This window comes from Janthinobacterium salmonicoloratum, from assembly GCF_051380845.1.
Taxonomy (GTDB): domain Bacteria; phylum Pseudomonadota; class Gammaproteobacteria; order Burkholderiales; family Burkholderiaceae_D; genus Janthinobacterium; species Janthinobacterium lividum_F.
Map to the genome: position 1 here is coordinate 1,247,455 of NZ_JBNYXV010000001.1, position 13,687 is coordinate 1,261,141.

At 65.1% G+C, this 13,687-nt stretch carries 7 protein-coding genes; all 7 read right to left on the minus strand.

The features are described 5' to 3' along the window. Positions 1 to 7: 7 nt before the first annotated feature. Positions 8 to 1,438, minus strand: a complete 1,431-nt coding sequence (locus ACQ4WY_RS05780; protein ID WP_436503189.1) for an efflux transporter outer membrane subunit — start codon at positions 1,436 to 1,438, stop codon at positions 8 to 10. Then, on the minus strand, positions 1,435 to 4,692 hold the full coding sequence (locus ACQ4WY_RS05785; RefSeq protein WP_436503190.1) for an efflux RND transporter permease subunit: 3,258 nt from the start codon (positions 4,690 to 4,692) through the stop codon (positions 1,435 to 1,437). Before ACQ4WY_RS05785 ends, ACQ4WY_RS05780 begins: the two co-directional genes overlap by 4 nt. Next, complete coding sequence (locus tag ACQ4WY_RS05790) at positions 4,689 to 7,808, minus strand: efflux RND transporter permease subunit (RefSeq protein WP_436503191.1); 3,120 nt, start codon at positions 7,806 to 7,808, stop codon at positions 4,689 to 4,691. The genes ACQ4WY_RS05785 and ACQ4WY_RS05790 overlap by 4 nt, the downstream gene beginning before the upstream one ends. Continuing rightward, positions 7,805 to 9,178 (minus strand): efflux RND transporter periplasmic adaptor subunit, encoded by a 1,374-nt coding sequence (locus ACQ4WY_RS05795; RefSeq protein WP_436503192.1) that lies wholly within the window; start codon positions 9,176 to 9,178, stop codon positions 7,805 to 7,807. The genes ACQ4WY_RS05790 and ACQ4WY_RS05795 overlap by 4 nt, the downstream gene beginning before the upstream one ends. Before the next feature lie 438 nt (positions 9,179 to 9,616). Next, complete coding sequence (locus ACQ4WY_RS05800) at positions 9,617 to 10,156, minus strand: GNAT family N-acetyltransferase (RefSeq protein ID WP_436503193.1); 540 nt, start codon at positions 10,154 to 10,156, stop codon at positions 9,617 to 9,619. 88 nt (positions 10,157 to 10,244) lie between these two features. Then, positions 10,245 to 12,119, minus strand: coding sequence for a signal peptide peptidase SppA (gene sppA / locus ACQ4WY_RS05805; RefSeq protein ID WP_436503194.1), 1,875 nt, complete (start codon positions 12,117 to 12,119; stop codon positions 10,245 to 10,247). A gap of 63 nt (positions 12,120 to 12,182) precedes the next feature. Then, positions 12,183 to 13,661 carry a sodium:solute symporter gene (locus ACQ4WY_RS05810; RefSeq protein WP_436503195.1) on the minus strand — a complete coding sequence of 493 codons (1,479 nt, stop codon included), beginning with the start codon at positions 13,659 to 13,661 and terminating at the stop codon, positions 12,183 to 12,185. Positions 13,662 to 13,687 lie beyond the last annotated feature (26 nt).

Genomic DNA, 13,687 nt, shown 5'->3' on the forward strand with positions numbered 1-13,687 from the left:
CTGCCCTCTACTGCGCCTGCGGCACATGCCAGCCGCCGCCCAGCGACTGGATCAGGGCCACGGCCGTCGTCTGGCGGTCCGCCTGCGCCTGCACCAGCGAACGGCGCGCCGACAGGGCCGTCACTTGCGCCGTCACCACGTCCGTGTAACCGACCTGGCCCGCGTTGTAGCGGTTCAGCATCTGCTGCTCGACCTGGTCGGCGGCGGACGACGCCTGCTGGCGCAAGGCCAGCTGCTCGGCCAGCGCGCGCGTGGCCGACAACTGGTCTTCCACGGCGCCAAAGGCGGCCAGCACCGTCTGGCGGTAGCGCGCCACGGCCGCCTCATGGCCGGCCTTGGCCGCGTCCACGCTGGCCGTGGTGGCGCCCGCGTTGAACAGGGTTTGCGCGGCCGACACGCCCAGCGACCACAGGCTCGACGATGCATTGAACAGGTCGCCGACCTTGCTGGCGCCGGAACCATACGATCCCGTCAGGTTCAGGCTCGGATAGTAGGCGGAACGGGCGATGCCGATCTGCTCGTTGGCCACGGCGACTCTGCGCTCGGCGGCGGCGATGTCGGGACGGCGCTGCAGCAGGGTCGACGGCACGCCCAGCGGCACCTCGGGCACGGTCAGGGTCCACGGCGCCACGGCCAGGCTGAAGTCCGATGGCGCGCGGCCCAGGAGGATGGCGATCGCGTGTTCCAGCTGGGCGCGTGCGCGCGTCTGGCCGGACAAGTCGATCTGTGCATTGGCTAGCTGCGTCTGCGCCTGCAGCAGGTCGGATTTGGCGGCGATGCCGGAGTTAAAACGGTTGCTGGTGATGTCGAGCACGCGCTTGTAGCCATCGATGGTGGCGTTCAGCAGCGCGATCTGCGCATCGCTCTGGCGCAGCGAAAAATAATTGGTGGCCAGCTCGCCCTGCGCCGACAGGCGCGCCGCGGCCAGGTCGGCCGCGCTGGCGGCTGCGCTGGCGTCCGCCCCCGTCACGCCGGCGCGCAGGCGGCCCCAGATATCCGGTTCCCACGAGGCGCCGATGGCCGCCTTGAAATTATTGTTCGTCTGCTGCTCGCCCCCGCCACCGGAACGGGCGCCGCTGCCCGTCAGGTTCACGGTAGGGAACAGCGAAGCGCGCTGCTCGCGCACCAGCGCGCGCGCCTGCTCGTACGAGGCGATGGCTGCCGCCACGTTCTGGTTCGATACTTCAATGCCTTCTGCCAGCTGGTTCAATTGCGCGTCGCCAAACAGGGTCCACCAGGGCCCCCGTTCCAGGGTATCGGCCGGCACGGCAGCTTGCCAGCCGGCCGCCTCCTTGAACGTTTGCGGCGCGGCGGCCGTCGGCGTTTCATAGGCGGGGCTGACGGCACAGCCGGCCAGCAGGAGGAAAGTGGTGGCCGCTGCCAGTGCCAGCAAGTGGCGTGCGGGTACGGCGGACAGGATAGGTTTTACTTGCTTCATGATTGTATGCTCGGGTTATCTGGCCCAGGAATGCGGCTCAATTGCTGCTCGTCGGCACTGCGCGTGCGCAGCTTGTCGAGCAGGATGTAGACCACCGGGGTGGTCAGCAATGTGAGTAACTGGCTGGCAATCAGGCCACCGATGATGGCGACCCCCAAGGGCTGGCGTAGCTCTGACCCCTCGCCGAAACCGATCGCCAGCGGCAAGGCGCCAAGCGCCGCCGCCAGGGTGGTCATCAGAATGGGGCGGAAACGCAGCAAACATGCCTCGCGCACCGCCTCCACAGCTGTCAGCCCGCGCGAACGCTCGGCCTCCAGCGCGAAGTCGATGATCAATATAGCATTTTTCTTGACGATACCGATCAACAAAAACACGCCGATCAAGGCGATGATGGAAAACTCCATGCGGAACAGCAGCAATGCCAGCACGGCGCCCACCCCTGCCGACGGCAAGGTCGACAGCACGGTGATCGGATGGATCAGGCTTTCGTACAGGATGCCCAGCACGATATAGATCACCACGATGGCCGCCAGGATCAAGAGCGGCTGCTCCTTGTTGCTGTCCTGCGCGCTCTTCGCCGAGCCCTGGAAGCTGCCGCGCACATTCACGGGCATGCCGATTTCCGACTCCGCCTGGGCCACGGCAGCCTGGCCGTCGCTGAGCGGATAGCCGTCGGCCAGGTTGAACGACACGGTAGTGGCCAGCTCCCCGCCCTGGTGGTTGATGGACGTCGCCGTCGAGCTTTCGGCAAAGCTGCTGAACGAGGACAGCGGCACCATGTGCGCCAATGTCGTGGACAGGGCCGAGCCGCTGGACGGGTCGCGCGCCGCCGTCGTATTCGACGCCGTCGCCACGCTGGTGGTGGCTGTGGCGGTACTGGCGCTGGTGCTGGTACTGGTGCTGGCGACGACGGCAGCTGCATTCGACGCCGGCACATACACGGAGCGCAGCGCTTCCGGGCTTTGCGCATAGCGGGGCGCCACTTCCATGATGACGTGGTACTGATTCAGCTCATCGTAGATGGTCGCCACCTGGCGCTGGCCGAAGCTGTTGTACAGCGCATTGTCGATATCCTTGACTTGCACGCCCAGTTGCGTGGCGCGGTCCTTGTCGATGCTGACAAAGGTTTCCACGCCGTTTTCCGCCTGGTCCGTGTCGACGTCGATCAGGGCCGGCTGCATCTTCATCTGGTCGGCCAGTTTCGCCGCCCATTTCTTCAGGTCCGCCTGGTTATCGCTGATCAGGGTGTACTGGTAGGTCGAATTGCTGGAACGCCCGCCCATGCGCAAATCCTGCACGGGGTTGAGGAACAGCGAAATTCCCGTCACCTTGGCCAGTTGCGGACGCAGGCGTGCGATCACTGCCTGGCCCTTGTCCGTGCGCTGCGAGGCCGGTTTCAGATCGATGAACATGAAGCCACCCCCTGCCCGTCCGCCGCCGGTGAAACCAACGACGGTGGCGACGGCCGGATCGTCCTTGATGATGTCGACCAGCTGGCGCAATTTGCCCTGCATGGCCTGGAAGGAGATGCTCTGGTCGGCGCGCATGCCGCCATTGATCTGGCCCGTATCCTGCTGCGGGAAGAAACCCTTGGGCGCGGCCGCGAACAGGTACACGTTCAGGCCGACGACAAACACGAGGATGGTCATCACCAGCGCGGCGCTGGACAGGGCCCAGTCCAGGCAGTGCTCATAGACTGTCAGCATGCGTTCGAAGCCCCGCTCGAACCAGCGCGCCACTCTGCCTGGCGCCTTGTGCTGCTCGCCGCTTTTCAGCAGCCAGGCGCACATCATCGGCGTGGTGGTCAGCGAAATGACCAGCGAAATCATCACGGCGGCCGACAGGGTGACGGCAAACTCGCGGAACAAACGTCCCACCTGCCCGCCCATGAACAGCAGCGGGATGAAGACGGCCACCAGCGACAGGCTGATCGACAGCACGGTAAAGCCCACTTCGCGCGCGCCCAGCAGGGCCGCCTTGAAGCGGTCCATGCCCGCCTCGATGTGGCGCTGCGTGTTTTCCAGCACCACGATGGCATCGTCGACGACAAAGCCGGTGGCCACCGTGAGCGCCATCAGGGACAGGTTGTTCAGGGAAAAGCCCAGCATGTACATCACGCCGAAGGTGCCCAGCAGGGAGACGATGGTGGCCACGGCCGGGATGATGGTGGCGCGCACGCTGCGCAGGAAAGCGCTGACCACCAGCACGACGAGCACGATGGAGAGGATCAGGGTGAACTCGATTTCATGCAGGGACGAGCGGATGGAATTGGTGCTGTCGGACGCCACTTGCAGCTTGATGTCGCCCGGCAGCTGCGCCTGCAGTTGCGGCAGCAGCGCGCGCACGCCGTCCACCGTGGCGATGACGTTGGCGCCGGGCTGGCGCGTGATCAGCACGATGACGGCCGGGTCGCCATTGAACAGGCCCAGGGTATTCGTGTTCTCCACGCCGTCGACCACTTCGGCCACGTCGTCGAGGCGGATGGCGGCGCCGTCGCGCCAGGCCACGACCAGGCTGCGGTAATCGGCGGCGCTGCGCCCGCCCGAGGCCGTCGCCGCGCCCGAATAGATCTGCAGGCTGCGCTCGTCGCCGGAAATCGCCCCTTTCGGGCGGTTGGCGTTGCTGGCCTGGATGGCCGCGCGCACGTCTTCCATCGACACGGCATAGTGATTGAGCTGATACGGCAGCAGTTCCACGCGCACGGCCGGCAGCGAGCCGCCGCCTAGTTCCACGTCGCCCACGCCTTTGACTTGCGCCACCTTTTGCTGCACCAGGTTCGACACGGCGTCGTAGATCTGGCCCGGCGTGCGCGTTTTTGAGGTCAGTGCCAGAATGATCACGGGCGCGTCGGACGGATTGGCCTTGCGATACGTCGGATTGCTGCGCAGGGTGGCCGGCAAGTCCACGCGCGAGGCGGCAATGGCCGCCTGCACTTCGCGCGCGGCCGAATCGATCTTGCGGTTCAGGTCAAACTGCAAATTGATGCGCGCCGAGCCCGTGCCCGATGACGACGTCATCTCGTTCACGCCCGAAATCACGCCCAGGCGCCGTTCCAGCGGCGTGGCCACCGAGGTGGCCATGGTGGCGGGGCTGGCGCCAGGCAGGCTGGCACTGACGGAGATGGTCGGATAATCGACCTGCGGCAGCGGCGAGACAGGCAGCACGAAGAAGGCGCCGACACCCGCCAGCGCGATGCCGATGGTCAGCAGCACGGTGGCGATGGGACGCTTGACGAACGGTTCGGACAGGTTCACGCGGCGCTCCCCGCGTTATCGGCCGGTTTATCCAGGTTTACGCCCCGCGTTTTAGACGCAAAGCGCTGGCCCAGGCGATCGAAGCCCAGGTAGATGACGGGCGTGGTAAACAGGGTCAGCACCTGGCTGACGATCAGGCCGCCGAAAATGGCCAGGCCCAGCGGACGGCGCAACTCGGCGCCCTCGCCCCAGCCCAGCATCAGCGGCACGGCCGCAAACAGCGCCGCCAGGGTCGTCATCAGGATAGGCCGGAAACGCAGCAGCGCCGCCTGGTGGATGGCTTCCTGCGGGCTCTTGCCTTCATCGCGTTCCGCCTCGATGGCAAAGTCGATCATCATGATGGCGTTTTTCTTGACGATGCCGATCAGCAGGATGATGCCGATGATGCCGATCACGCCCAGGTCCTGCCCGGAAATCATCAGCGCCAGCAGGGCGCCCACGCCGGCTGACGGCAGGGTCGACAGGATCGTCAGCGGGTGAATGTAGCTTTCGTACAGCACGCCCAGCACGATGTAGACACAGACGACAGCGGCAAGAATCAGCCACAGCTGGTTCGACAGCGAGTTTTCATACGCGCCGGCCGCGCCGAGGAAGGTCAGGGTCACCGATGGCGGCAAGGCGATGTCTTTCGCCGCCTGGCGGATGGCGTCGACGGCGCTGCCCAGCGCCACGCCTTGCGTCGTATCGAAGCCCAGGGTCGTGGCAGGGTATTGCGCCACGTGCGTGATTTGCAGCGGCGCCTGCTTTTCGCTGACGCTGGCAAAGGCGGACAGCGGCGTCGACTTGCCGGAACCCGTGCGCACCTGCAGGTCCGACAGGTCGGACGGCGTAGTAACGATGCCCGGTTGCGCTTCGAGGATCACACGGTACTGGTTGGTTTCCGTGAAAATCGTCGAGATGATGCGCTGGCCAAAGGCGTTGTACAGCGCGTCGTCAACGGTGGCCGTGGTCACCGACATGCGCGCGGCGCTGTCGCGATCGATGGCTACCACAACGGCGGCACCCGTGGCGCCCGCATCCGTGACAACGTTGCGCAACTGCGATTTTTCACGCATGCGCGCGGCCAGCTTGCCGGCCCACTCGGTGACGGTGGCCGTGTCGGCTCCTTCCAGCGAGACGCGGTACTGCGTCGGACCCGATTCCGCATCGATGGTGAGATCCTGCGTCGGCTGCAAATACAGGGTCACGCCGGCCACCTTGGCCACGCGGTTGCGCAGGCGCTCCATGATGTCGTCCTGCTTGCCGCTGCGCGGACGCTTCAGGTTGATCAGCATGCTGCCCGTGTGCAGCATGGTGTTGTTGGCTGCATCCACGCCCACCAGGGAACTCAGGGTATCGACAGCAGGGTCTTCCAGCAACGCGCTGGCCGCCGCCTGCTGCAAGGCAGCCATGCGTTCATACGAGACGGCTTGCGAGGTTTCGATGCGCGCCTGCAGCTGGCCCGTGTCCTGCGTGGGGAACAGGCCTTTCGGAATGGTGATGTACAAAATCACCGTCAGCAGCAAGGTGGCCAGGGCCACCAGCAGGGTCAAGCCCTGGCGTTTGAGTACCCACACCAGCGCATGGTCATACTGCCCGATGACCTTGTCGAGGAAAGCCTGGATGCGCTGGCCCGTGGCGCTGACCTTTTCATCGGCGTGGCTCTTCAGCCAGCGTGCCGACATCATCGGCACCAAGGTCAGCGACACCACGGCGGAAATCAGTATCGTGATGGCCAGGGTCATGGCAAATTCGCGGAACAATCGGCCCACCACGTCGCCCATGAACAGCAGCGGGATCAGCACGGCGATCAGCGACACCGTCAGCGAGATGATGGTAAAGCCGATCTGCGACGCGCCCTTCAGGGCGGCGGCCATCGGCGTTTCGCCCTCTTCGATGTAGCGGGCGATGTTTTCGATCATGACGATGGCGTCATCGACGACAAAGCCGGTGGCGATCGTCAAGGCCATCAGGGAGAGGTTGTTCAGGCTGTAGCCGAGCAGATACATGACGCCGCAGGCGCCGATCAGCGAGATCGGCACGGACAGGCTGGCGATCACCGTGGCGCGCATGCTGTGCAGGAAGGCGAAGATCACCAGCACCACCAGCAGCACGGACAATAACAGTTCCATTTCCACGTGTTCGACCGAGGCGCGGATGCCCGTCGTGCGGTCGCTCAGCACGTCGAGCTTCATGGCCGCCGGCAGGCTGGCCTGCAAGTCGGGCAGCAGGGCCTTGATGGCGTCAACGGTCTTGATGACGTTGGCGCCGGGCTGGCGCTGCACGTTCAGGATGATGGCCGGCTGCTTGCCCGACCAGGCGCCCAGGCGCGTGTTTTCCGCGCTGTCGACCACATTCGCCACGTCGGACAGGCGCACGGGCGCGCCGTTTTTATAGGTGATGATCAGGCGCTTGTAGTCTTCCGCCGTCACCAGTTGATCGTTGGCGTTGATGGTAAACGAGCGCGTGGGGCCGTCGAAACTGCCCTTCGCGCTGTTGACGTTGGCCGCCGCGATGGCCGTGCGCAGGCTGTCGAGGCCCAGGCCATATGAGGCCAGCAACTTGGTATCGCCCTGGATGCGCACGGCCGGACGCTGGCCGCCCGACAGCGAGACGAGGCCCACGCCGTTGACCTGGCTGATCTTCAGCGCCAAACGCGTGTTGACGATGTTCTGCACCTGCGTCAGCGGCATCGTGTCCGAGGTGATGGCCAGGGTCAGCACGGGCGCGTCGGCCGGGTTGATCTTGGCGTACACGGGCGGCGCCGGCAAGTCGGTCGGCAGCAGGGAACCGCCCGCGTTGATGGCGGCCTGCACTTCCTGCTCGGCCACGTCCAGGGTCTGGCCCAGGGTGAATTGCAGGGTGATGAGGGAGACGCCGGCCGCGCTGGTGGAACTCATGCGCTGTAAGCCCGACATCTGCCCGAACTGGCGCTCCAGCGGCGCCGTCACGGTCTGCCCCATGACTTCCGGACTGGCGCCCGGATACAAGGTCTGCACCTGGATGGTGGGGAAGTCCACCTGCGGCAAGGCAGCCAGCGGCAGGAACTTGAAGCCGACCAGCCCCGCCAGCACGATGGCCAGCATCAGCAGCGCCGTGGCGACGGGGCGCTTGATGAAGGGAGTCGATGGACTCATTGCGCTGCGCCCTTCGCTGGCGCCGTGGCTGGCGCGCTTGCTGGCGCCGATGCCGATGCGGAAGCCGATGCGCTGGCCGCGCCATCAGGGTGCTGGCGGCGGTGGCGGCGTTCGCCATTGGCCCCAGCCGCGCCGGCGCCGCCCATGGCAGGCTTGTCGCCGGCCAGGGTGACTTTCGCGCCTTCCTTCAGGCGGTCGGCGCCTTCCGTGATGACTTGCTCGCCCGCTTCCAGGCCGGCGCGGATTTCCACCATGTCGGTGGTCGCCTGGCCGCGCGTGACCATGCGCACGGTGACAGTCTTGTCGGCTTTCAGCACATACACGAAGTCGCCATTATTGCTGTGACGCAGGGCCGTCACGGGCACCAGCACGGCGCCCGTGATATTGCCCAGCTCCAGGCGCACGTTGACGAACTGGCTCGGGAACAGGGCCATCTTGTCATTCGTGTAGCGGGCCTTGGCGCGCACGGTGCCCGTCTGCACGTCGACCTGGTTGTCCAGGGCCGTCAAGCTGCCCTTGTCCAAGGTATGCGTGCGCGTGCGGTCCAGCGCCAGGGCCGCCAGGGCCGAGCCGCCATTCAGGCGTTCCTGGACGGTCTGCACCTTATCCTGCGGTAGGGAAAATTCCACGTCGATGGGCGAGAGCTGCGTCACTACCACCACGCCGCCCGTGTCGCTGGTGCTCACCAGGTTGCCGATATCGACCACCTTCAGGCCGGCGCGGCCGCTGATCGGCGACACCACCTTGGTGTAGCCGAGGTTCAGCCGGGCCGTGCCTTCGGCGGCGCGGTCCGTCATCACCGTGCCTTCCAGCTGTTTGACGAGGGCGGCCTGCGTATCGACGTCCTGGCGCGCGATGGAGTCCTGGCCCAGCAAAGTTTGATAACGCTTCAGGGTCAGGCGCGCGTTTTCCAGCTGCGCTTCATCGCGCTGGCGCTGGCCCGTGGCCTGCATCAGCGCCATCTCGAACTGGGCCGGGTCGATCTGCGCCACCACCTGGCCCGCCTTGACCATGCCGCCTTCCATGAATTTCAGCTCTTTCAAAATGCCCGACACTTGCGGGCGCACCGTCACGGTGGACGCGGCCGTCACCGTGCCCAGCGCATCGAGCACCACGGGCAGGTCGGACTTCACGGCCGTGGCTACGCCAACGGTGGTCGAGGGGCCGCCGCGGCGCCCGCCGGGGCCACCGGGGCCGCCCGGACCGCCGGGTCCGGCCATGCCGGCGCCGCCCTGGGCGCTGGTGCCGGAGTGGGTCAGGTACCAGGCACCGCCCCCCAGTGCAGCCATCACGGCCAGCGCGATGACCGTGCCGACCATTTTCGAACGGCGGCTTCGCCGCGGGGTGTTGGGTGTTGTCTGCGAATCCATCGCTTATCCTTGTATAGGCCGCTGGCACGGCGAGTCTGTGGCGCCGGCCGAGGTGGAACACACTCAGGCCGGACGACCGTTTTTCGGGGTTGTTTCGGTACAAAGCCGGGGGAGTCAAGAGCTGAAAGTCAGCTGAAAAAACATCGCTCCCTAGCGTGAAACGACTCTAGCATAGTCATGTAACTGTTTCATTTCTACTTGAAACAATTATCCATGGCTTGCCGCGGGGGGCATGGGCACGCACGCCTGCTGGCATGCCGCCACTGTGGGGGAGTAATGGAAAAATCAGGCTTGCGGGGCGTCGCACCCCGGCGCCAGCGGCGCGCGGGCGACTCGCATGCAGATACAAACTCGCTACAAATCTCCCGCCAGCCGGCTTGACCTGGCGCCACGCGGGTGCTCAGGCGTCGACAGACGGCAGCGATTCTTTACCCCGATTTACAGCGTCATGCCGAGGATGACATCCTGATAGTCGGTGCGGCCCACGCAGAAGGTGCGCCGGCCCACCTGCGCAAAGCCGCAGCGCGCATAAAACGCCAGCGCATCGTGGTTTTCCGCGTACACGCCCAGCAGCACGCGCCCCGCCCCGCTGGCGCGCGCCTGCTCGACGGCCGCCTGCATCAAACGCTGGCCCACGCGCTGTCCCTGGAAGCGGTGCAGCAGGTAGATGCGCTTGATTTCCAGGTCATTCGGCCGCGGGTCCGGCACCGGCAGGCTGGCGGGACTGAGCACCAGGTAGCCGACGGGTGCGCCGCCTGGCGTGGCTTCGGCCAGCCACAGCCGCATGGCCGGCAGCACCAGCCAGTCGCGGTACAGCTGCACGTCGTGCTGGCGCTGGCAATGGGCGATGACGTCGGCGCCATCGAGGATGCCGGCGAAAGCCTCCAGGAACGTCGATTGCCCCACCAGCGCCAGCGCCTGTTCATCGCCCTTCGCACAGGGGCGGATGCTGATTGCCGTGTCAGTTTGTGTATTCATGTCATTTGCCATGCCTTGCTCCTCATCGCTGCCCTGCATATGAAACAAGCCGGGCGAAGCCGGCTTGGGTATGCTGCGTATGTTGGTGTTACTTGCCGCCCAGGGGCACTTCGCACAGGCAGTGCGTGAGGGCCATGAACGGTTTGTGCTCGCGCGTGATGCCGGACAGCCAGCTCAGGTCCTGCGCCATGCCCAGCGCCGCGTCGGCCGGCAAGCCAGTGCCCGCCAGGCCCAGCTTCACGTGCTCGCCCAGCCCCAGCGAGGCCATGGCCTTGGAGCCGAACATGCCGATCAGGCGGTCCACGTTCGACGTTTCCTGCTCCAGGTAAGTCACGCGGTAGTCGCTGCCCAGCTTGGCGCGCTTGGCGGCGGAGGCCAGCGCATCACCGTAGCTGCCGATGCGGTCAACCAGGTTGCGCTCTTTCGCCTGCAAGCCTGTCCAGACGCGCCCCTGCGCCACTTCATTGATCTTTTCCGGCGTCGTTTTGCGCGCCTTGGCGGCCAGGTTCAGGAAGTCGCCATACACGTGGTTGATCGAACCCTGGATCACTTGCGCGAAGCGGGGGTCGAGCGGACGCAAGGGATTACCCGCGTCGGCCAGCCAGGTGGTGGGCGAACCGGCCGTGTGGATGCCCAGTTTTTCCACCACCTTGTCGGCCGTCGGCAAAATCGCGAACACGCCGATGGAACCGGTGATGGTGGCCGCGTCGGCGATCACTTCATCGGACGAGGTGCTGATCCAGTAGCCGCCGGAAGCGGCCACGTTGCCCATCGAGACGACCACCGGCTTGCCGGCGGCGCGCGTCAGCTCCAGTTCGCGGCGGATCAGTTCCGAGCCGAAGGCGCTGCCGCCCGGCGAATCGACGCGCAGCACGATGGCCTTGATCGATTTGTCTTCGCGTGCCTGGCGGATCAAACGCGAGGTGGACAGGCCGCCGATGGCGCCCGGCGGCGCGATGCCGTCGCCGATTTCACCGGAAGCGATAACCACGCCGACGGCGTCGCCGATGTGCACGGGGCGCAGGCGCGACAGGTAATCGGTGTAGTTCACCTGGCGGAAGTTCGTGCCTTCCGTGTTCTTGGCGCCGCGCGCCATCATGAACTGGCGCAGTTCGTCGCGCGTTTTCAGGCCGTCGACCAGCTTGGCGTCCAGCGACAGCTTGCCCAGGTCGCCGCCGGCGGCCGTCATCAGCGCGGGCAGCGCATCGATAGCCTGCATGATGGCGCCGGCCGGCAGCTTGCGCGCCTTTTCCACGTCCGTGGTGTAGGTGGTCCACAGGCCGTTGTTCAGGTAACGGTCCGCTTCGGCCGCCGCTTCGGATGGGCCGTTGGCGATGAAAGGCTCGGCCGCGCTTTTATACGTGCCCACTTTCAGCAGGTTGACCGTCACGCCCACTTTGTCGAGCGCGTCGCGGTAGTAATTGCGGTAGCGGCCAAAGCCTTCCAGCATGACGCCGCCCATCGGGTGCAGGAATACCTCGTCGGCCTTGGCCGCCACCAGGTACTGGCGCTGGTTGTAGCTCGAACCCCAGGCCGTGACTTTCTTGCCCGTGGCGCGGAAGCGTTCCACGCCGGCCGCCACTTCGCGCAGCGAAGCGAGGCCGCCGCCCTGCAATTCGTCGAGCATGATCACCATGGAACCGATGTTCTTGTCCTTGGACGCCGTGTCGAGCACCGCCAGCACGTCGCGCAGCTGCACGTTTTTCTTGACTTCGCCGCTGACATTGGCCAACACCGCCTCGCGCACGCCGCCGGGAGTTTCCTCGACCAGTGGGCCTTGCAAGTCCAGCACCAGCGTGGTCTTTTCCGCCAGGGGCTTGGCGCCGCCGCCAAAGATGGCGATCAGGATGGCGATGACGATCAGCAGGAAAATCAGATTGATGACCGCGCGGCGGGTGGCGTCCAGCGCGCGCCAGAATGCGCCAAAGCCGCGGCGCAGCGGCGGGAAGGGGTTGAGTGACATTGATGCTCCGTGGGGTTATGTACCTAAAGGAAATCAATATAACTGAAAATGGCTGGAATCGTCTTATTTTGACAAGTGTGCCGCGCTTTGGCTACCCTGCCCTGCCGGCGTGGAAATGAGGAACAGGCCGCCCAGCACCAGGGCACCATTCAGGATCAGCAATTCCAGGCCAAGGCGGTAATGCTCGAACAGCCGCACCTGCTCCCCTTCGATCAGCGCGCACAGCAGCGGCCCGGCCAGAGCCACCAGCGGTACCCAGCGGTCGTGCACGCCGCGCCGGCTCAGCAGGCCGAAGGTGAACAAGCCCAGCAGTGGACCATAGGTATAGCTGGCCAGCTTCAGGATGACGCCTATCATGCTGGGACTATCGATCCACTTGAAGGCCATGATCAGGATCAAAAACAGTGCGGAAAAACCCAGGTGGACGCGGCGGCGCCAGCGCATCTGTGCCGCGGCACTCAAATCCTGCCTGCGCTGCAGACCGAGGATGTCGATGCAGAAGGTGGACGTCAAGGCAGTGAGCGCCCCGTCCACGCTGGGAAACAGGGCGGAAATGAGGGCGATGAAGAAAATCAGCTGCACCACGGCGGGGAAATGTCCGAGCACCACGGCGGGAAACAGTTTATCCCCTGTCGCGGTCACACCAGCCAGCGGTGCGTACAGGTGCAGCAAGCCGCCGAGGAACAGGAACAGCAGCAGCACGCCCGTCAGCACCACGGTCAGGCTGAGCATATTCTTTTGCGAATCGCGCAAGGTGCGCACGGAAATGTTCTTTTGCATCATTTCCTGGTCCATGCCCGTCATGGCGATGGTGATGAACATGCCGGCAAGAATGTGCTTCCACACATAGGCAGGGCTGTCCGGGTCGGTGGTGAAGATGCGCGTGAGGCCTTGCGCGCGCATGCGCTCGAGGCTGTCGATGAGGGACAAGTCCATCTCGCGCAGCAAAAACACGCTGCAGATGACGAGACCAGCCAGCATGCACGCCGTTTGCAGGGTGTCGGTCCAGACGATGGTTTTGACGCCGCCCTCATACGTGTACAGCAGGATCAGCAGCAGCACGACACCCGCCGTCAGCCAGAACGGCACGCCCAGGCTGTCGAGTATCGTCGCCTGCAGGATATTAACCACCAGATACAGCCGCGCCGTGGCGCCCAGCAGGCGCGACAGGATGAAGAACGCCGCCCCGCTCTGGTAGGAACGCCGTCCCAGGCGCAATTCCAGGTAGCGGTAAATCGACGTGAGCTGCAGCCGGTAGTACAGCGGCAGCAGGATAAACGTGATGGCCAGGTAGCCCAGGACATAGCCGATCATCAACTGGATGTAGCCGAAGCCGTTACTCCCCACGGCGCCCGGCACGCTGATGAAAGTGACGCCCGTGAGCGTGGTGCCCACCATGCCGAAGGCCACCAGCATCCAGTTGCTATCCTTGTTACCGATGAAAAAACTGTCGTTGGTGGCGTGGCGCGAAGTGCGCCACGCCACGCCCAGCAGGATCAGGAAATAGGCGAGGACGACAGCAAACAGGATGGTGGGGGACATGGGCGATACGCTGGCGGCAAGGTGAA